Annotated in this window: 20 protein-coding genes; 9 read left to right on the forward strand and 11 right to left on the reverse strand. The window is 67.1% G+C overall.

Annotated elements, in window-relative coordinates:
* Positions 1-11: 11 nt before the first annotated feature.
* Entirely contained in the window at positions 12-1,523 is a 1,512-nt protein-coding gene (locus ACFSC3_RS10615; protein WP_380940372.1) for an ABC transporter permease/substrate-binding protein, read from the reverse strand.
* Positions 1,520-2,266 carry an ATP-binding cassette domain-containing protein gene (locus ACFSC3_RS10620; protein WP_380940373.1) on the reverse strand — a complete coding sequence of 249 codons (747 nt, stop codon included), beginning with the start codon at positions 2,264-2,266 and terminating at the stop codon, positions 1,520-1,522. The genes ACFSC3_RS10615 and ACFSC3_RS10620 overlap by 4 nt, the downstream gene beginning before the upstream one ends.
* Before the next feature lie 32 nt (positions 2,267-2,298).
* On the opposite strand from ACFSC3_RS10620, the gene ACFSC3_RS10625 reads away from it, so the two are divergent.
* Positions 2,299-3,105 carry an SDR family oxidoreductase gene (locus ACFSC3_RS10625; protein WP_380940374.1) on the forward strand — a complete coding sequence of 269 codons (807 nt, stop codon included), beginning with the start codon at positions 2,299-2,301 and terminating at the stop codon, positions 3,103-3,105.
* A gap of 274 nt (positions 3,106-3,379) precedes the next feature.
* Here the strand turns inward: ACFSC3_RS10625 and ACFSC3_RS10630 are convergent, their stop codons facing one another.
* From ACFSC3_RS10630 to ACFSC3_RS10640, 3 genes are read right to left on the reverse strand one after another with little or no spacing between them, the layout of a single operon-like run.
* On the reverse strand, positions 3,380-4,438 hold the full coding sequence (locus ACFSC3_RS10630; RefSeq protein WP_380940375.1) for a ribonucleotide-diphosphate reductase subunit beta: 1,059 nt from the start codon (positions 4,436-4,438) through the stop codon (positions 3,380-3,382).
* A gap of 19 nt (positions 4,439-4,457) precedes the next feature.
* A complete protein-coding gene (locus ACFSC3_RS10635; RefSeq protein ID WP_380940376.1) occupies positions 4,458-4,610 on the reverse strand; it encodes a hypothetical protein in 153 nt (50 codons plus the stop codon).
* Between the two features lie 17 nt (positions 4,611-4,627).
* The gene (locus tag ACFSC3_RS10640) at positions 4,628-4,831 is read right to left on the reverse strand and encodes a hypothetical protein (protein WP_380940377.1); all 204 of its coding nucleotides are present in this window, start codon (positions 4,829-4,831) and stop codon (positions 4,628-4,630) included.
* Positions 4,832-4,887: 56 nt separating this feature from the next.
* Between ACFSC3_RS10640 and ACFSC3_RS10645 the strand changes: the two genes are divergently transcribed.
* A complete protein-coding gene (locus ACFSC3_RS10645) occupies positions 4,888-5,157 on the forward strand; it encodes a DUF2171 domain-containing protein (RefSeq protein WP_380940378.1) in 270 nt (89 codons plus the stop codon).
* 77 nt (positions 5,158-5,234) lie between these two features.
* Here ACFSC3_RS10645 and ACFSC3_RS10650 read toward each other — a convergent pair whose 3' ends face one another.
* Together ACFSC3_RS10650 and ACFSC3_RS10655 are read right to left on the reverse strand one after the other, a co-directional pair.
* Complete coding sequence (locus ACFSC3_RS10650) at positions 5,235-5,603, reverse strand: endonuclease domain-containing protein (RefSeq protein ID WP_380940379.1); 369 nt, start codon at positions 5,601-5,603, stop codon at positions 5,235-5,237.
* A 116-nt stretch (positions 5,604-5,719) separates the two neighbouring features.
* Complete coding sequence (locus ACFSC3_RS10655; RefSeq protein ID WP_380940380.1) at positions 5,720-7,642, reverse strand: ribonucleoside-diphosphate reductase subunit alpha; 1,923 nt, start codon at positions 7,640-7,642, stop codon at positions 5,720-5,722.
* Between the two features lie 431 nt (positions 7,643-8,073).
* On the opposite strand from ACFSC3_RS10655, the gene ACFSC3_RS10660 reads away from it, so the two are divergent.
* Positions 8,074-9,684, forward strand: a complete 1,611-nt coding sequence (locus ACFSC3_RS10660) for an amidase (protein WP_380940381.1) — start codon at positions 8,074-8,076, stop codon at positions 9,682-9,684.
* Here the strand turns inward: ACFSC3_RS10660 and ACFSC3_RS10665 are convergent.
* The 3 genes from ACFSC3_RS10665 to ACFSC3_RS10675 all read right to left on the reverse strand — a co-directional run bounded on the left by ACFSC3_RS10665 (position 9,606) and on the right by ACFSC3_RS10675 (position 11,130).
* Positions 9,606-10,136, reverse strand: coding sequence for a methylated-DNA--[protein]-cysteine S-methyltransferase (locus tag ACFSC3_RS10665; RefSeq protein WP_380940382.1), 531 nt, complete (start codon positions 10,134-10,136; stop codon positions 9,606-9,608). The genes ACFSC3_RS10660 and ACFSC3_RS10665 overlap by 79 nt on opposite strands.
* A gap of 101 nt (positions 10,137-10,237) precedes the next feature.
* On the reverse strand, positions 10,238-10,672 hold the full coding sequence (locus tag ACFSC3_RS10670; RefSeq protein ID WP_380940383.1) for a DUF4345 domain-containing protein: 435 nt from the start codon (positions 10,670-10,672) through the stop codon (positions 10,238-10,240).
* Positions 10,669-11,130: a DUF2721 domain-containing protein gene (locus ACFSC3_RS10675; protein ID WP_380940384.1), complete on the reverse strand. Its 462-nt coding sequence runs from the start codon at positions 11,128-11,130 to the stop codon at positions 10,669-10,671. Before ACFSC3_RS10675 ends, ACFSC3_RS10670 begins: the two co-directional genes overlap by 4 nt.
* A 163-nt stretch (positions 11,131-11,293) precedes the next feature.
* Here ACFSC3_RS10675 and ACFSC3_RS10680 point away from each other — a divergent pair, with 163 nt between their 5' ends.
* From ACFSC3_RS10680 to ACFSC3_RS10705, 6 genes are all read left to right on the forward strand, one after another.
* Positions 11,294-12,409 carry an ABC transporter ATP-binding protein gene (locus ACFSC3_RS10680; RefSeq protein ID WP_380940385.1) on the forward strand — a complete coding sequence of 372 codons (1,116 nt, stop codon included), beginning with the start codon at positions 11,294-11,296 and terminating at the stop codon, positions 12,407-12,409.
* 63 nt (positions 12,410-12,472) lie between these two features.
* A complete protein-coding gene (locus ACFSC3_RS10685) occupies positions 12,473-13,483 on the forward strand; it encodes a LacI family DNA-binding transcriptional regulator (RefSeq protein ID WP_380940386.1) in 1,011 nt (336 codons plus the stop codon).
* A complete protein-coding gene (locus ACFSC3_RS10690; RefSeq protein ID WP_380940387.1) occupies positions 13,483-14,748 on the forward strand; it encodes an extracellular solute-binding protein in 1,266 nt (421 codons plus the stop codon). The genes ACFSC3_RS10685 and ACFSC3_RS10690 overlap by 1 nt, the downstream gene beginning before the upstream one ends.
* A 109-nt stretch (positions 14,749-14,857) precedes the next feature.
* Complete coding sequence (locus ACFSC3_RS10695; RefSeq protein ID WP_380940388.1) at positions 14,858-15,745, forward strand: carbohydrate ABC transporter permease; 888 nt, start codon at positions 14,858-14,860, stop codon at positions 15,743-15,745.
* The gene (locus ACFSC3_RS10700; protein WP_380940389.1) at positions 15,730-16,551 is read left to right on the forward strand and encodes a carbohydrate ABC transporter permease; all 822 of its coding nucleotides are present in this window, start codon (positions 15,730-15,732) and stop codon (positions 16,549-16,551) included. Before ACFSC3_RS10695 ends, ACFSC3_RS10700 begins: the two co-directional genes overlap by 16 nt.
* Positions 16,552-16,582: 31 nt before the next feature.
* Positions 16,583-17,929, forward strand: coding sequence for a GH1 family beta-glucosidase (locus tag ACFSC3_RS10705; protein WP_380940390.1), 1,347 nt, complete (start codon positions 16,583-16,585; stop codon positions 17,927-17,929).
* A 91-nt stretch (positions 17,930-18,020) separates the two neighbouring features.
* Here ACFSC3_RS10705 and ACFSC3_RS10710 read toward each other — a convergent pair whose 3' ends face one another.
* On the reverse strand, positions 18,021-19,496 hold the full coding sequence (locus tag ACFSC3_RS10710; RefSeq protein WP_380940391.1) for a glucoamylase family protein: 1,476 nt from the start codon (positions 19,494-19,496) through the stop codon (positions 18,021-18,023).
* Positions 19,497-19,548: the final 52 nt, after the last annotated feature.

The following is a 19,548-nucleotide window of genomic DNA, read 5'->3' on the forward strand; positions in this document are numbered from 1 at the left end:
GGGCCGTAGCGTCAAGGTCGCCGATCGATCCGGGTCGCGAGCCATCGTGCGGCATCGTCGGGTGACCGTTTGTCGGTGTCGCGGTCGACCAGATAATTGGCCTCGCGCATCGCGGCGACAGGGATGGCGTTCAGCAGCGGGCGCAGGGCGTCGATGAAGCGCGTATCGCCGGCCCGCTTCGGCGACAGCAGCAGGATCGCGTCATAGCGGGGAATGGCGCCGCGCGGGTCGCTCAGCACGACCAGCCGATCGGCAGCGATCCGGCCATCGGAGGAAAAGGCGGAGATGACGTCGGCGCGCCCGCTTGCCAGCGCCTGGTACATGAAACTCGGCGCATAGGCGCGCGCCTCGCCGAACCGCATCGGATAGGCGCGACGGACCGCCGCCCATTCGGGCCGGTCGAGGAATTCCAGATCGCTCGCCAGCCGCAACCGCGGCGATGCACGGGCAAGGTCGTCGAGCGTCGCGATCCCCGCCGCCCTTGCCTCGTCGGCACGCATCGCGAACGCATAGGCGTTCTCGAACCCCAGCGGTCCGAGCAGGCGGACGCCGCCGGTGTCCTTCGCCCAGCGCGCGATGGCGGGCAGCATCTGCGCCGCCGACGGGGCGCCCGCGCGCTTCATTTCGCTCGCCCAGATCGTGCCCGCATAATCGACATAGACGTCGATCGTTCCGGTCTTCAGCGCGCCATAGGCGACCGCCGAGCCTAGCCCCTCGCGATAGGCGACGTCATATCCCGCGTCCCGCAATCGCGCCCCGATCAGTCGGGCGAGAATGAACTGTTCGGAAAAATTCTTGGCGCCGACGACCACGGTCGGGCGTGCGGGGGAAAGGCGGGGCAGGGCGGCCGCGCCGGCACCGACCGCCAACAGCGCCAGACTGGCCATCCATAGCCATCGTCGCCGGGTCGCGACCCCGCGTTCGGCCAGCCCGAGCAGCGCGTCGACCGCCAGTGCCAGCCCGGCGGAGGCGATGCAGCCGGCAAGCACCAGCGGCCAGCTCTGCGTCTGCAAGCCGGAAAAGATTAGGTCGCCCAGGCTCGGCTGCCCGACCGTCGTCGCCAGCGTCGCCGCGCCGATCGTCCAGACCGCCGCCGTGCGGATGCCGGCCATCAGCACGGGCAGGACCAGCGGCGCTTCCACCCACAGCAGCTTCTGCCGCGCGGTCATGCCGACCCCGTCCGCCGCCTCACGCACCGCCGGGTCGATGCCGGCCAGGCCCGTGACGCCGTTCCTGAGGATCGGCAGCAGCGCATAGAGCGACAACGCCAGCAGCGACGGCAGGAAACCGAGCGGCGGCAGGCCAAGCCACAGCAGCAGCGGGAAGAACAACGCGAGCAGGGCAAGCGCCGGGATCGTCTGGACAAGGCTGGCGAAACCGAGCGCGACACGCGCGACCGCGGGATGGCGCGCGGCGAGCAGGATCATCGGCAGCGCGAGCGCGAGCCCGAGCAGCAGCGCGGCGAAGGACAGCAGCAGGTGGCTGGCCAGCAGCTCGGGCACGCGGGCGAAGGCCGCGGTCATGCGCTCAAGGCCTTCAGTGCTTGCATCTGGCGGCGCGGCACATCGACTAGCGCCTGTGCCTCCGGCCCGCCCTCACCGGCGATCAGCGCGGCCGGCGTGGTGTCGGCGACGATCCGCCCCTTCGCCATCACCAGCACGCGCGTCGCCAGCAACAGCGCCTCGGCCATGTCGTGCGTCACCATCAACGTCGTCAGGCCGAGGCGATCATGCAAGGTGCGCACCGCCTGCCCCAGCGCGTCGCGCGTCATCGGATCGAGCGCGCCGAACGGTTCGTCCATCAGCAACAGCTTCGCCTCGGTCGCAAGCGCTCTGGCGACGCCGACACGCTGGCGCTGGCCACCGGACAGGGCATCGGGCCGGCGCGTGGCGACCTCTTGCGGCAGGTCGACCAGATCGAGCAGCGCTGCCACCCGTTCCGGGTCGACGCGGCCATCGAGGCGGAGCGGAACCGCGATATTCTCCGCCACCGTCATATGCGGGAACAGGCCAATGCCCTGGAAGACATAGCCGATCCGTCGCCGCAGCAGAGGCGCCGGCTCGGCATCGACCGGACGGCCGTCGACCAGAACGCGGCCTGCGGTCGGGCTGATCAGGCGTTTGACGGTCTTCAGCAGCGTCGACTTGCCCGACCCCGACCGCCCGACCAGCGCGACGAAGCTGCCCGGCGCGATCGCCAGCGTCACGTCGTCGACCGCGGTCGTCCCGCCGGGATAGGCGACGGTCAGCCGTTCGAAGGCGATCATGCTGGGCGTTGGCATCCGGGCCAGAGTGCGCGATGCTGCGCGCGAACGCAAAGGGAGAGGCAAGCGTGCAGGCGATCTTCATCACCGGCGGTGCGTCGGGCATCGGTCGCGCGATCGCCGAGCGCTTCGCGCGCGAGGGCTGGCGGGTGGGCCTTGCCGACGTCGATGCGGCGGGGCTGGCGGCCACGGCCGCGCTGTTGCCGGATGGCGCGGAAACCTATGTCATGGACGTCCGCGACCGCGATGCCTGGGTGGCTGCGCTCGACGATTTCACGGCGAAGGCGGGGCGGCTAGACGTGCTGGCGAACAACGCGGGCATTCCGCTCGGCGGCCCGCTAGCGGAGGCGGCGTTCGACGAGATTGATCGGACAGTGGCGATCAACCTGACCGGTGTGATCAACGGCGCGCGGATCGGCCATGCCTATCTGAAACGCACGCCGGGGGCTTGCCTGCTCAATACCGCGTCGGCGTCGGCGATCTATGGATCGGCGGGACTGGCGATCTATTCCGCGACCAAGTTCGGCGTGCGCGCGCTGACCGAAGCGCTGGACGGCGAATGGGCTGGCGACGGCATCCGGGTGCGTGGGCTGGTCCCGGCGTTCATCGACACGCCGTTGCTCGCGCATCCGACCGCCGGTTCCAACCGGTCGATCCGTGAGACGGTGACGGGCGCGGGTCTGGAGCTATCGCCGGTTGAAGACGTGGCGGAGGCGGCGTGGCGCGCCGTGCACGGCGATGCGCTGTTCGAATATGTGGGGAAGACCGCCCATCGGCTGCGGTTCGCGGCGCGGTGGATGCCGGGGCGGTTGCGCAAGTTGATGCGGCGGCGGTTTGGGTGATTTTCGACTCACACGAAGACACGAAGGCACGAAGAAGGTCGGACGTCTTCCGAGAGCGAAGTTCTCTTCGAATATTTGAGATTGCGCTGCGCGCGGTCCCAGGAAGTCGGCCCCTCTTTGTGCCTTCGTGCCTTCGTGTGGGTCAAAATAAAGCAACCGGCCGCGGGGGGAGCCAAGGGGCGGGCATGGGCAAAGCCCATACCGTCGGTCGGCGCTTTCGGGCGCCGACGGCCGGCTGGGCTGGCGCCAGCCTCCGCCGGCGCCGCGTCGGCGTTTACTCCGCCGCGACGCCAGCCCGGCTGAACATGTCGCCCGCATCATCGCCGGCGTCCTCGTTCGCCGCCGGCACGGCCTTCGCCTTCTGCCGCTTGTCGAAGCTCGACCAGACGTCGTTCCACTGGCCCTTGGTCGCGCCCTTCGAATATTCGGTCGCCCGCTGTTCGAAGAAGTTCGCATGCTCCACGCCGTTCAGCAGCGGGGCGAGCCAGGGCAGCGGGTGCTCCTTGATCATGTACATCGGCTTCAGGCCCAGCTGGCCCAGGCGCCAGTCGGCGATGTAGCGGATGTACCGCTTGATCTCTTCCGGCGCCATGCCGTTCACCGGCCCCTGTTCGAACGCCAGGTCGATGAAGGCATCCTCCAGGTCGACCGTGGTGTGGCACATGTCGCGAATGTCCTTCTTGACGCTCGCGGTCAGGCAGTCGCGTTCCTTCACGAAGGTGTGGAACAGCTTGATGATGCCTTCGCAGTGCAGGCTCTCGTCGCGCACCGACCAGCTGACGATCTGGCCCATGCCCTTCATCTTGTTGAAGCGCGGGAAGTTCATCAGCATCGCGAAGGACGCGAACAGCTGAAGCCCCTCGGTGAAGCCGCCGAACATCGCCAGAGTCTTCGCGATATCCTCGTCTGTATCGACGCCGAAGTTCTGCAGATAGTCGTGCTTGTCCTTCATCTCGGCATATTCGAGGAACATGCCGTACTCGCTTTCGGGCATGCCGATGGTGTCGAGCAGGTGGCTGTACGCCGCTATGTGCACCGTCTCCATGTTCGAGAAGGCGGCGAGCATCATCTTGATCTCGGTCGGTTTGAACACGCGACCGTATTTCTCGTGGTAGCAATCCTGCACCTCGACGTCGGCTTGCGTGAAGAAGCGGAAGATCTGCGTGAGCAGGTTGCGCTCGTGATCGGTCAGCTTTTGCGCCCAGTCGCGGCAATCCTCGCCCAGCGGCACTTCTTCGGGCATCCAGTGGATCTGCTGCTGGCGCTTCCAGAATTCATAGGCCCAGGGGTATTCGAAGGGCTTGTAGGTCTTGCGGGCGGAGGTGAGGGACATGGGAATTACTCCGAGACTATCAGTCGAACAGATGGGGAAGAAGAAAGGCGAAAGCGGCGATTAGAAACAGGCTGCCGGATACGAAGAAGAGACGGGAGTCCTGGCCGGGCTCGGGCGAGCGACGCGCCGACACACCGGCACCGAACATCGCCGCGGCGACGCCGACGAACATTAAGGGAATCGCTAAGCTCATCCCTCGACGCTCCACTGCCACATGGCGGTCGCGCTCATCGCCAGAACGACGCCGCCGGACAGCGCCATGATGCCGACCATGCGAAAGGCGTAGACCTGGCCCGGCGTGCGCGGGCGGGCGAGCGCGAGCAGCAACCCGGCGCCGATCAGGCAGAACAGCACGGCGACGGCGTACATGATGATCGATTGCAGGGGCATCATGCAGCCAACCGCCCGCGGGCGCGTTCAGCCGCCGTATCATTCACAGGAGACGACACATGGCCGACGCATCCAGCATTCGCGAACATATGGAAGTCATCGGCGCCGACGGCGTCCATGTCGGCACGGTCGACGGCGTCGAAGGCGAGCGCATCAAGCTGACCAAGAAGGACTCCGGCGCGCAGGTCGAGGGCGCCGAGGGGAGCCATGAAGGGCACCACCACTTCATCCCGCTCGGCCTGATCGCCGACGTCGAGGGTGATCAGGTGCGCCTGAGCGCCAACGCCGATGTGGCGGTGACGTTCGAGGAAGAAGAGAACGCCGGCTGAGGCTGACTTTCCCTCTCCCGTCGGGAGAGGGAAGGGGCCCGCCGCGTCAGCGGTGGGAAGGGTGAGGGCAGTGCCGGTCATACGGCGCTGCCCTTTGCTTTGAGCGCAACTCCAACGTTGGCGATTACGCCGTCCGAGTTCTGCATCACGTCAGCGTTCGCATAGCGGATCACGCGGAAGCCTTCGCTGGCGATGAAGGCCGAACGTCCCTCGTCACGCGCCTCAGCATTCGCATGGGTATCGCCATCAACTTCGATCACCAGTCGCTCCGAAAAACACAGGATGTCGGCGTAGAACGGCCCGATCGGTGCCTGATGCCGCCATTTGAGGGTCGGGAACGCCGCCTTCAGCACACGAAGTAATCGACGCTCGGGCTCCGGGGCATCGCGGCGAAGTTGCCGTGCGCGGCCCACGGTTCCACTCGGGCGACCGTCATAGAGCCGCACGTCACCCTCACCCTTCCGCGGCGCGATGCGCCGCTCCCTCCCTCTCCCGTCGGGAGAGGGAAGGGGCCCGCCGCCGTAGGCGGTGGGAAGGGTGAGGGTGACGGGTCATCATCGCTCTATTGACACGCCAAGCACTCGTCATAGTCGGTCGACTCGCCAAGATTGAACTGCGGCTTGTCGAGCGTGTTGTCGGCTTCCACGCCGCCCTGGCCCTCGGACCCAGCGAACCCAGCCCGCTGGATCGACTTAGAGCGAAGGTAATAGAGCGACTTGATACCCAGTTCCCACGCGCGGAAGTGGAGCATCAGCAGATCCCACTTCTCGACGTCGGCGGGGATGAACAGGTTCAGCGACTGCGCCTGGTCGATGTAGGGCGTGCGGTCGCCGGCGAGTTCGAGCAGCCAGCGCTGGTCGATCTCGAAGCTGGTCTTGAACGTCGCCTTCTCGTCGTCCGACAGGAAGTCGAGGTGCTGGACTGACCCGCCACGCTCCAAAATGGAATTCCAGATCGCGTCGCTGTTCTTGGACTTTTCCTTGAGCAGCTTTTCGAGGTGAGCATTCTTCACCGACGTCGAGCCGCTGAGCGTCTTGTGGGTGTAGATGTTCGCCGGGATCGGCTCGATGCAGGCGCTCGTGCCGCCGCAGATGATGCTGATCGAAGCGGTCGGGGCGATCGCCATCTTGCAGCTGAACCGCTCCATCACGCCCATGTCAGCGGCGTCGGGGCAGGCGCCGCGTTCGACCGCGAGCTGCATCGATGCCTGGTCGACGGCGCTACGGACATGCTTGAAGATGCGCAGGTTCCACGACTTGGCCATCGCGCCTTCCATCGGCAGGCCACGCGCCTGGAGGAAGCTGTGGAAGCCCATGACGCCCAGACCCACCGACCGTTCGCGCGCGGCGGAATAGGCGGCCTTTTCCATGCCCGGCTCGGCGCGGTCGATATAGTCCTGGAGGACGTTGTCGAGGAAACGCATCACGTCCTCGATGAAGCCCTTCTCATCCTTCCACTGATCCCAGGTTTCCAGGTTCAGCGACGACAGGCAGCAGACCGCGGTGCGTTCGTTGCCCAGATGATCCTTGCCGGTCGGCAGCGTGATTTCCGAGCAGAGGTTCGAGGTCGAAACCTTGAGGCCGAGGTCGCGGTGATGCTTCGGCATCGTGTTGTTCACGGTGTCGGAGAACACGATGTACGGCTCGCCGGTGGCGAGGCGGGTTTCGACCAGTTTCTGGAACAGGCTGCGCGCGTCGACCTTGCCGCGCACCGAGCCGTCCTTTGGCGACTTCAGCTCCCATTCGGCGCCGTCGCGCACCGCTTCCATGAAGGCGTCGGGGATAAGGACGCCGTGGTGGAGGTTCAGCGCCTTGCGGTTGAAGTCACCGCTGGGCTTGCGGATTTCCAGGAACTCCTCGATCTCCGGATGCGAGATGTCGAGGTAGCAGGCGGCCGAGCCGCGGCGCAGCGAGCCCTGGCTGATCGCCAGCGTCAGCGAATCCATCACGCGGACGAACGGGATGATGCCGCTTGTCTTGCCGTTCAGGCCGACCGGTTCGCCGATGCCGCGGACGTTGCCCCAATAAGTGCCGATGCCGCCGCCGCGCGAGGCGAGCCAGACATTCTCGTTCCAGGTGTCGACGATGCCGTTCAGGCTGTCGGGCACGGAATTCAGGAAGCAGCTGATCGGCAGGCCGCGACCGGTGCCGCCGTTCGACAGCACAGGCGTCGCCGGCATGAACCACAGGCGCGAGATATAGTCGTAGATGCGCTGGGCGTGCGCGGCGTCGTCGGCGTACGCCGACGCCACGCGGACGAACAGATCCTGGAAGCTTTCGCCCGGCAGCAGATAGCGGTCGCGCAACGTTTCCTTGCCGAATTCGGTCAGCAGCGCGTCGCGGCTGTGGTCGACTTCGACCGGATAGGGGGTCGCGACGTGGCGGGAATCCCGGTCCGCCGGGGTGGCCGGCGCCGTCGTTTCGGTCGGGGTTTCGATGGTGGTCGCGTCCGTCACGTCGCTCTCCGCAGTATCCCTGAAATCCATCGTGCCGTCCCTCGTCTGCATCGCCGGTCCGACTCGTCGAAGACCGGCTTGTATCATCTTGCGATCCCGGAACAAAACGGGACCAATTCCTTGGCAAGGGGCGCAAGCCGGTGTTCGTACGATATGGGGTCGTACGGTGTGATCACCAAGGCTTGGGGTTGGTCCCCCGACACAACCACAACAGATTGTGCCCAATCTCGTTGCAAGGCAAGTCGGTAAACATGCGATGCGGTCAACGGTTCGTCGCTCGATTGGGCCGGAGAGTCCCACTGGCAAGCAGCGACGCGTGGACTTTCCTCGCCTTTTTGAAAGGCAAGAGTCGTCGTGCGAAACGAAAAAAATTTTGCTGTGGATCAGCTATGAACAGCTACCGATTGTGGTTGTCGGAGCCAGGGCATAGCGTCCGCCCGAAACCCAGGGGAGAGACGGATATGCGCATGGCATTGATCGGGATCATGGCGATTGTCGCGCCCGTCACGGCGCAAGCTCAGGCAGGTGCATCGGCGGTCGTCGAATTGCCGTTGGCTGACCTGTCGGCACGCATCGCGGGCGGACGGATGACGTCGGAGGCCGCGACCCGCGGTTACCTTGCCCGGATCGCGGCGATGGATCGCAAAGGACCGACGCTGCGCAGCGTCATCGCGGTCAATCCCGACGCCCTGGCGCAGGCGCGGGCTTCGGATGCGCGGGCGAAGGCGGGGCGGCGACTGGGGCCGCTCGACGGCGTTCCGATTCTGATCAAAGACAATATCGAGACGCTCGACCCCATCGCGACGACGGCGGGCAGCCTGGCGCTGAAGGACAATGTCACCCGCCGCGACGCACCGGTCGTCGCCCGCCTGCGGGCGGCGGGGGCGGTGATCCTCGGCAAGACCAACCTCAGCGAATGGGCGAACATCCGGTCGACCCGGTCGATGAGCGGGTGGAGCGCGGTCGGAGGGCTGGTGCGCAACCCCTATGCGCTCGATCGGACGGCCTGCGGATCGTCGAGCGGGTCGGGTGCCGCGGTGGCTGCAAGCTTCGCAGCAGCGGCGCTGGGAACGGAAACCGATGGATCGGTCGTCTGCCCCTCGGCGATCAACGGGCTGGTTGGCCTGAAGCCGACGGTCGGCGCGGTCAGCCGGACGCGGGTCGTGCCGATCAGCCATAGCCAGGACACGCCGGGGCCGATGGCGCGCAGCGTGCGCGACGCCGCGATGCTCTATTCGGCGATGGTCGGCAGCGATCCCGCCGACGCCGCGACAAAGGGAGCCGATGCGCAGCGGCGCGACTATGCTGCCGGCCTGTCGGAAGGTGCGCTAAAGGGCGTTCGGGTCGCGGTGCTCCGGCCCGACATGACGGCGGACCTGAAGTCGCGGTTCGATGCTGCGCTGGCGGTGCTGACCGCGGCCGGCGCGACCTTGGTCGACGTTCAGCGTCCGCCGACGCCCGGACTCGGCGATGCCGAGGGGCTGGTGCTGTACACCGAGCTTAAGGCTGACCTGGACGCCTATCTTGCCACAACGCCGGCGGCGGTGAGGACGCGGACGCTCGATCAGGTGATCGCGTTCAACGATGCGAATGCCGCGGCCGAAATGCCCTATTTTGCGCAGGAGACGTTCCTGGCGGCGGCGAAGACCAAGGGGTTGGCCGATCCCGCCTATCGCGCGGCGCGGGAAAAGAGCCGGGCACAGGCGGCGGGCGCGATCGATGCGATGTTGAAGAACGCCGATGCCCGGCTGATCGTCGCGCCGAGCTACGGTGCGGCGTGGTTCAGCGATCCGGTGCACGGCGACCGATCGACGGGCGCGAGCGCCAGTCAGCTGCCGGCGATCTCGGGCTATCCGCACCTGACCGTGCCGATGGGCCTCGTCCGGGCGCTGCCGGTCGGTCTGAGCTTCATCGGGCCGGAGTGGAGCGAGCAGATGCTGCTGGCGGCCGGCTATGCCTATGAGGTGCGGGCGAAGGCGCGCCAGGCGCCGCGCTACCTGCCGAGCGCAGATGCCGGGCCGGGTATGGACGGCGCGGTCGCGCCCGCGCGGCGTTTGAGCGTCAGGAGGTAGTCCTTCGCCGCCAGCCCGCCGGCGAACCCGGTCAGCGTGCCGTTCGTGCCGACGACGCGGTGGCAGGGGGTGACGATCGACACCGGATTGCGCCCGTTGGCGGCGCCCACTGCGCGCGACGCGGTCGGGCGCCCGATCTGCGCGGCGATCTGGGCATAGCTGCGCGTCTCGCCGTAGGGGATGGTATCGAGTGCCGCCCACACTTGCCGCTGAAAAGGCGTGCCGCGTGGGTCGAGCGGAAGGTCGAAGCGCGTGCGGATGCCGGCGAAATAGTCGGCGAGTTGTCGGGCGGCGGCGGTGAGGATCGGGTGGTCTGCGTTCTGTGTGGCATCCTCCAGCACGACGCGACCGGGGCGGTCGTCTTCCCACAACACGGCGACCAGTCCGGCGTCGCTTGCGATCAGTGCCAGTGCTCCGACGGGGGAGGGTATGGTCGTCGAGGAGAGCGGCATGGCTGGTATCCTACCGTGCTCCCGCGCAGGCGGGAGCCCAGGGCGGCGAGCGTTGCATTTCGTAACTCTGGGCTCCCGCCTGCGCGGGAGCACGGCAGGCTTTAGCGGCGAGCGCCGGCTGCCGCTTCCCGCGCCTTGCCTTCAAACCGATGCGCGACGCGGGTCTGCCACAGCAGAATGGCCGGCGCGATGCCGAGTTCGATGACCAGCCCGACCTGATGTCCGGTTGACGGCACACCGACTTTCACCAGCGACCACAGTCGCGCCAACCCGCCGACGACCGTCAGGAAGCCGAGCAAGCGCAGTCGCTCGGTCTTGCGCTCGATGCGCGGGATGCAGCTGACATAGGCGAGCAGCATCGCGAGGAAGAGGCCGGACACATAGCGGAAGTGGCTGTCGAGGTCGGTCGGGATGACGGGCGGCTTGCCCAGAAATTTCGGGCCACCGACGACCCCCGCGATGGCGGCCGTGAATGGTAGCAGCAGCACCAGTGCGACCGCGACCTGAAGCGCGCGCTTTTCGACAAGCGGACTCACCGGCGTTCGCGTTCGAGCAGTTCGGCGCGGACGTGGATCGCCTTCAGCGAGATATGCACCTCGACCAGGAACAGGATCAGCCCCAGCGTCAGCAGGATCATCGTGCCGATGAACAGCACCGCGACCGCCTGGCCGATGTGCAGGTTGACGATCCGCGCGACGAACAGCAGCGCGACGACGACGCAGACGGTGACGGCGCTCGCTACGCACAGGCTGATCGCGCTGCTGATCACGCCGATCCTCCGGTCGAGAATGCGCAATTCCCAGACGTGGCGGTCATGCTCCGGCCCGGTCGAGCGGGGATGCAGTTCCTCCAGCGCGCGCGACCGGTCGATGATCCGCGCGAGCCGCCCGGCCAGCACGTTCAGGATCGCGCCGATGCCCGCCAGCAGGAACACGGGCGCGATCGCGGTTTGAATGGTCGCAGCGACGGTCGACAGGCCGGGGGCGAAGGTCATGACGATAACCTAGTTTGCTCACACCGCGCGGGCAACGCTTCATGACTTGGCCGGATGGCTAAGGCGCTACGGCGGGCAGGTGCCGCCTTCGCCGGGGTCTGGCGCCGACACGGCAATCGCGCTTAAGTTGCTCACGCGGCCACGGACGGCCGGGAGAAGCTGGATGACGATCGTCAGCCTGACCGGCGCGACCAAGGCGTTTGGGGCGACCGAAGTGCTGCGCGGCATTGACCTGGAAACACGCGCGGGCGAGTTTCTGGTCCTGGTCGGACCGTCGGGGTGCGGCAAGTCGACGCTGTTGCGCGCGATCGCCGGGCTGGAGGATCTGGACGCCGGCGATGTGCGGATCGGTGGCGTGACGGTCAACGACCGCTCGCCGAGCGATCGGGGCATCGCGATGGTGTTCCAGTCCTACGCGCTCTACCCGCACATGACCGTCGCCGAGAATATGGGTTTCGCGCTGAAGCTGGCGAAGCTGCCGCGTGCCGAGATCGACGCGGCGGTCGCGCGGGCGGCGGATACGCTGGGTATCGCGCATCTGCTCGATCGCCGGCCCGCCGCTCTGTCGGGCGGACAGCGTCAGCGTGTCGCGATCGGCCGTGCGATCGTCCGCGAGCCCAAGGTCTTCCTGTTCGACGAGCCGCTGTCGAACCTCGACGCCGCGCTGCGCGTCAAGATGCGCTACGAATTCGCCGCGCTCCACCGCGCGCTCGGCACGACGATGATCTACGTCACGCACGATCAGGCGGAGGCGATGACGCTGGCCGATCGCATCGTCGTGCTGAACGGCGGGCGGGTGGAGCAGATCGGTACGCCGATGGAGCTCTATGAGGCGCCGGCGAACCTGTTCGTCGCGGGCTTCATCGGGTCGCCGGCGATGAACCGGCTGCCGGGGACGCTCGTCTCCGCGACCGCTGATATGGCGATGGTGCGGGTCGGCGATCGCATGGTCCAGGTCGCGGTCGATGCGCGTGCTGCGCCTGTGGGCAGCGCGGTGACGATTGGCGTCCGTCCCGAGCAACTGCGTGTTGCGAACGGACCGGACGGCCTGCCGGCGCGGGTGCGGTTCGTGGAGATGCTGGGGGGCACCAGCTACGTTCATTATGATCTGGCGGATATCGCATCGGCCGAGCCACTGGTCCGGCAGGCGGGCGGCAGCGTCGGCGATCCGATCGGGGACGATGCGATGCTGACGATGGCGCCGGAGCATGTCCATCTCTTCGATGCCGAGGGCCGGGCGTTCGACCGCCGCAGGATGGCGACGCGCAGTGCGGCGTGATCCGATCGATATCGCTTGAATTATAAAGCTGTAACCGGTTACCTGAGGCAAATGGGAGTGGGGATGAAGCGGGCGACGGCCACCATTCGCGATGTCGCGCGCGAGGCGGATGTATCGGTTGCCTCCGCCTCCCGCGCTTTAAACGGGCACGCCAATGTGACGCCCGCGACACGCGACCGCGTGATCGCGGCGGCGAACAAGCTGGCCTATGTCCCGCACCTGGGCGCGCGCAGCCTGACGATGGCGCGGACCAACACGATCGGCGTCGTGCTGCCCGACCTGTTCGGCGAGTTCTTTTCCGAAGTGATCCGCGGCATCGATCGGGCGGCGCATGCCGTGGGGCTGCAACTGCTGCTGTCAAACATGCACGGCGACGCCAGTGAGACGACGCAGGCGATCCGCGCGATGCGCGGACGGGTCGACGGCCTGTTGCTGATGTCGCCGGGCATCGACGCCGACTTCCTGACCGCGCATCTGCCGGCCGGACTGCCCACCGTCGTGCTCGGCAGCCGGATCGAGGGCGAAGGGCACAGTTCGATCGCGATCGACAACGAAGGCGGCGCGCGAGCGATGGTCGCGCATCTCGTCGCCTGTGGGTATCGACGGATCGCGATGATCTCCGGGCCGGAGGGCAATGGCGATTCGGACGGACGCTGCGCGGGTTTCCGTGCGGCGGTGGCCGACCTGTTGGGCGACCATGATCCGGTCGTCCTGCCGGGCGATTTCAGCGAAGACGCGGGATACGCGGCCGGCGCTGCGATCCTGGCTGACCGGCGTGGGATAGACGCGGTGTTTGCGGGCAACGACATGATGGCGGTCGGTTGCATGGCCGCTTTGTCCGCCGCGGGGATCGCGGTGCCGAACGGGATTGCGGTGGCGGGCTTCGACGATGTGCCGATCGCGCGCTACGTTCAGCCGCCGCTGACGACGATGCAGGTCCATATTGCGGAAATGGGCACGCGCGCCTTCGAGACGCTGATGGCGCTGATCGCCAGTCCCGACGCGCCACCGCCATCGCCGCAGACGCTGGAACCCGAACTGGTCGTCCGCCGATCGACCCGTCTGTCCGGCTGATGCCGGTCGACCGCCGCCAGATACTGGGCCTCGCCGCCGGGGGTGCGCTTGCGCTGGGCGGGTGCGGGACCGGACGAGCGGCGGACACGATCGATTTCTGGGCGATGGGCAACGAGGCGGCGGCGGTTGCGCCGCTGCTGCGTGCGTTCGAACGGGACCACGCGGGTACGCGGGTGCGGTTGCAGGCGCTGCCCTGGTCAGCAGCGCACGAAAAACTGCTGACCGGTTTCGCCGGCGGATCGCTGCCGCATGTCGCGCAGGTCGGCAATACCTGGCTGGCGGAGCTCGCTGCGATCGGTGCGATCGCGCCGCTGACGGGCGATACCGGCTGGGCAACGCAAGACGCCTTCCCCGCGGTGGTCGAGACCAATCGCATCCACGGGCGGCTGGTCGCGGTGCCATGGTATGTCGACACGCGATTGCAGTTCGTCCGCACCGATATCGCAGATGCGGCCGGCTATGATCCTTTGCCGAACGACTGGGCAGGATGGAAACGTGCGCTCGCCGCGATCCAGCGTCGAGCGACGCGCGGCGATCACGCGATCCTGCTACCGCTCAACGAATTTGAGCAGCTGCTGACTTTCGCCCTGCAACAACCCGATCCGCTGCTGCGCGACGAGGGCACGCGGGGCAATTTCGCCTCCGCCGGGTTCCGGGGAGCGCTCGAATTCTATGTTTCGCTGTTTCGGGACGGTCTGGCGCCCAAAGTGTCGTCGACGACCATCGCGAACATCTGGAACGAGTTCGCGCGCGGGCGCTTCGCGGTGTTCCTGTCAGGTCCGTGGACGGTGCGTGAGTTGATCGCGCGGCGGGGACCGGATTTTGCGAAGAACTGGGCGACGGTGACGATGCCCGGACCGGACGGGCCGGGGGCATCGGCGCCGGGCGGGTCGAGCCTGGTCGTGTTCGATGCTGCCCGCGATCGTAAGGATGTCGCGGCGCTGGTCCGGTATCTATCGACACCTGATGTACAGGCGCGTTTTAACGCGCTGTCCGACGACCTGCCGGCACGGCCGAGCGCCTGGGCGTTGGCGGGGCTCGATCGCAACGCGCGCATGGCACCATTCGCCGCTCAACTCGGCCGGGCGCGGCCGGTGCCCAAGGTGCCGGAATGGGAGCGGATCGTCACCGAGATGCAGCGCGTCGCCGAACTCGCGGTTGCCGGTACGCTGACCATCCCGGCAGCGGCTGCGGAGATCGACCGCCGAGCCGACGCGCTGCTCGCGAAGCGGCGGTGGATGCGCGAAAAGGGGCGGGCGGCGTGATTATGCGTCGCCCTCACCCTTCCGGCGCTTCGCGCCTCCCTCCCTGTCCCATTGGGAGAGGGAAGGGGCCCGCCGGCGCAGCCGGTGGGAAGGGTGAGGGCGGCCGGTCATGCCAATGACCCGCGAAGCCCGCGCCGCATGGTGGATGAGCGGACCGGCGCTGGCCGCGATCGCGCTGTTCTTCGCGCTGCCCGCTGCGGCGTCGCTGCTGCTGAGCCTGACCGATTTCGATATCTACGCGCTTGCCGACCTGTCGAACCTGCGCTTCGTGGGACTTGCCAACTACGCCCGACTGCTCGGCGATCCGCTGTTCTGGCGTGCGACGCTCAACAGCCTGTGGTTCGTCGTCTTCGGCGTGCCGCTGACGGTCGGCCTGTCGCTCGCAGCCGCCATCCTGCTCGATGCGAAGACGGTGCGTTGGAAGCCGGTGTGGCGGGTCGCGCTGTTCGCGCCCTATGTGACGACATTGGTCGCGACGGCGGTCGTCTGGCGCTATCTGCTCCACACCCGCTACGGCCTGGTCAACGCGGCGCTGGCGGAGGTGGGGATACCGCCGGTTGACTGGCTGGGCAGCCCGAGCGCGTCGCTGCCCGCGATCCTGATCTTCGTCGCGTGGAAGACGTTCGGCTACAATATGGTGATCTTTTTCGCCGCGCTCCAGACCGTGCCGCAGGACCTGCATGAGGCGGCGCGGATCGACGGGGCGGGGGCGTGGACACGGTTCCGGCACGTCACGCTGCCCGCGATTGCCCCGACCGTGCTGCTGGTGTCGATCCTGTCGATCGCCGGCTTCTTCCAGCTGTTCGCCGAGCCCTATGTCATGACGCAGGGCGGGCCGGCGCAGTCGACCGTGACCATCCTCTATTTCATGTATGAGGAAGGGTTCAAATGGTGGAACCTTGGGGCGGGGTCGGCGGTGGCCTTCATCTTGTTCGTCCTGATCCTGGCGGTGACCCTGATCCAGATCGCGATATCGCGGCGGTGGGTGCGGACGTGAGAAGTGCGCTGACGACGCTGGGCGCCGCCGTGATCGCTGCGCTCGTCCTGCTGCCGCTCATGTGGATGGTGTCGGTGTCGTTCATGGCGCCTGGTGAGGCTGCGCAATTTCCGCCGCCGCTGGTGCCCGCCGCGCCGACGCTCGCCAACTACCGCGCGCTGTTCGACAGCTACGGCGTCGGCCGCTACCTCGCCAACAGCGCGTTCGTCTCGGCGACCGCGACCGGCCTCGCGCTGCTGTTCGTCGTGCCGGCGGGCTATGCCTTCGCCAAGCTGCGCTTCCGCGGGCGCGATGCGGTGTTCCAGACGCTGGTCGCCGCGCTGGTCATTCCGGGCCAGATCGGGATGCTGCCGCTGTTCCTGGAGCTGAAGGCGCTGGGCCTCGTCAACAGCTATGCCGGGGTACTGGTACCGTGGCTGGCGGGCATCTTCGGCATCTTCCTGGTCCGCCAGTACGCGCTGTCGATACCGACTGAGATGCTGGAGGCCGCGCGCGTCGACGGGGCGAGCGAGGGGCAGATCCTGACCCGCATCGTCCTGCCCGCGCTTCAGCCGATCATCGTGACGCTGGCGCTGTTTGTGTTCCTCGGCAGCTGGAACGACTTCCTCTGGCCGCTGATCGTGCTCAGCGACGACCGCCTGTACACGCTGCCCGTCGCGCTCGCCGCCTTGAGCCGCGAGCGGGTGCAGGACGTCGAGCTGATGATGGCCGGCTCAGTCGTCACCACGCTCCCGGTCCTGATCCTCTTCCTCGTCCTCCAACGCTTCTACATGCGCGGGCTGCTCGCCGGGAGTGTGAAGGGATGACCCCTCTTCCTATTGTCAGACAGGACTTCGCATGACGCGCGTATCGTTTCCCGACGGCTTCCTCTGGGGCGCCGCCACCGCCGCCTATCAGGTGGAGGGCTCGCCGCTCGCCGACGGGGCGGGGCCGAGCATCTGGCAGCGCTTCTGCCACGACCCCCGGCTGATGGCGGCTCCGGGCCACAGCGGCGACGTCGCCTGCGACCATTACAACCGGATGGAGGAAGACGTCGCGCTGATGAAGCGGCTGGGCCTGCAGGCGTACCGCTTCTCCGTCGCCTGGGGGCGGATTCTACCCGAAGGTACTGGCCGCGTGAACGAAGCCGGGCTCGCCTTCTACGAGCGGCTGGTCGACACATTGCTGGCGAACGGCATTGAGCCGATCTGCACGCTGTTTCACTGGGATCTGCCGGCCGCGCTCGACGATCGCGGCGGGTGGCTGAACCGCGACATCGCCGACTGGTTCGTCGAGTACGCTCGCGTGCTGTTCGAACGGCTGGATGGCCGCGTGAAGAAATGGGTGACGCTCAACGAACCCTGGGTGGTGAGCGACGGCGGCTACTTGCACGGTGCGCTGGCGCCGGGGCACAAGAACATGTTCGAAGCGCCGATCGCCAGCCACAACATGATGCGCGCGCATGGTGCTGCGGTAAAGCTGTACCGCGAGATCGGCGCGCACGAGATCGGTCTTGTCGTCAATATCGAGCCGAAATACCCCGCCTCCGACAGCGCCGAGGACCAGGCGGCGACCGTTCGGGCCGATGCGTATATGAACCGTCAGTATCTCGACCCCGCCATGCTCGGCCGTTACCCGGACGAGATGCGCGAGATCTTCGGCGTCGCCTGGCCGGACTTCCCGGCGGATGACCTGGCGCTCATCCGCCAGAAGCTCGATTTCGTCGGGATCAATTACTACACGCGCAACGTCGTGACCGACGGCGACGGCTTCCTGTTGCGCACGGCGCCGGTGAAACAGGATGCGACCTACACCGAGACGGGGTGGGAAGTGTATCCGCGCGGGCTGACTGACCTGCTGCTGTGGTTCAAAGACCGCTACGGCGACCTACCGCTCTACATCACCGAGAACGGCGCGGCCTTCTACGATCCGCCCCAGGCCGAGGACGGCGCGGTCCATGATCCGCTGCGCGTGTCCTATCTGAAGAAGCATTGGGCCGCGGTGAGCGATGCGATCGCGGCCGGGGTCGACGTGCGCGGCTATATGCTGTGGTCGCTGTTCGACAATCTCGAATGGTCGCTTGGCTATACGAAGCGGTTCGGCATGGTCCACGTCAACTTCGCGACGCAGGAACGTACGCCGAAGGACAGCGCGAAGCTCTACACGCAGGTCATCGCCACGAACGGCGCGGTGCTGAACGACTGAGCGGCGCGGTGCTCCCGCGCAGGCGGGAGCCCAGGGACACATAGATCGTCGCTTGCGGGCTCTGGGCTCCCGCCTGCGCGGGAGCACCGGGCTATTTCTTGTCCAGCCAGCCGCCGGTAAAGCCGATCCGCGTGAGGCCACGGCGGATGTGCGGGTTCTTGCGCATGGTCTTCCAGACGAGCCCGCTGCGCCAATTCTCCGCCATCGCCAGGATCGGCCCCTGATCGATGCCCAGATAGTCGTTGGCGACCCAGCCGGTCTGCGGATCAACTTTCCCTGACCGGCTCGGCGGGTCGGTGAAGGTGAAGCTGGGGTTGAACGCGTCGCGGAAGCCGTAGCGGTCCCAGATGCGCGGATAGCGGTCCTTCATCGCCATCAGCGTGGGGATGGTGGCTTCGGGGGCGAAGGGGATCGATCCGCCGGGTGCGGTCGGGACGAGCGTGCCGTCGTCGCGCACGACGGTCGGGCTGACGCCGCGGGCGGAGTAGGTTTCGAAGGTGCGCGCCCGGCCATTGACGATGCGCTTGCCGCTCGACCCTTCCGGCCCGTCCGATGCGGTCCAGCCCCACATATATTCGCCATAGCCGACCCAGTCGTTGGGATTGCGCCGACCATATTCCTGCTGCGCCAGCGTCGCGCGGCGGCTGTTCTCGAAATAATCGATACCCTTCGACGCGATGAACGGCTCGGTGATGCCGCGGAAGTCGACCCAGACATGGCTGTACTGGTGGCCGAACAAGGGTTCGAACGTGAGGTAGGTCTGGCCCATATACTCGCGCCAGTCTTCGGGGAGTTTCCTCGCCCAGCCCTGATCCCACGCCTCCTTCCCGACCGGGTGGGTCGGGGAGCCGAGCGCGAGGATGTAGACCAGCATCCCCTCGTTATAGGCGACCCAGTCGTGCGGCTCGTAGCCGCGTTCCGGCCGCCAGCCCATCGACAGGCCCTTCGAGTCCGGGAGGTTGGTCGCGGGCTTGTCGTTCGGGCCGCGCTGCATGAAGGTCCAGTCGACGCGGGTATATAGCTGGTCAGCCCGCTCGCGGATGCGGCGTTCGTCGATGGTCGTGCCGTCGAAATAGCTCTCCGCGAACAGCACGCCGCCCAGCATCAGTGCGGTGTCGACGCTGGAAAGCTCGACCGTGCGGTAGCGGCGGCCGCGCTCGAAATCGAGGAAGTGATAGTAGAAGCCCTTATAGCCCGCGACGCCGGTCGCTTCGGGCCCCTGGGGCAGCGCGTAGAGATAGTCGAGGCAGTCGGCGGTCCGCTTCGCCGCATCCGCGCGCGATACCCAGCCGCGCTCGGCTCCGATGCCGTAAGCGGTCAGTGCGAAGCCGATCGCGGCGACGGAGGAGAAGGGCTTGGACGGCCAGCGATCTGGCGCGAGGCAGGTGCGCGGATCGGTGGTGTCCCAGAAGTACCGGAAGGTCCGCTGCGACAGGTCGTCGACGAAGGCGGTCTGCGTTGGCGTCGCGCGCCAGGCGGGGGGCGGTGTCGCCGCGACGCGCGGCGGGGGCGTGGCGCAGGCACCGGTCAGGAGAGCGAGGGCGGCGGCTGCGGTACGCGGGAACATGCATGTCTCCGGGAAAAGAAAACCCCGCGCGATGCCGGAACATCGCGCGGGG

It is taken from the genome of Sphingomonas floccifaciens (assembly GCF_042681125.1).
GTDB lineage: Bacteria > Pseudomonadota > Alphaproteobacteria > Sphingomonadales > Sphingomonadaceae > Sphingomonas > Sphingomonas floccifaciens.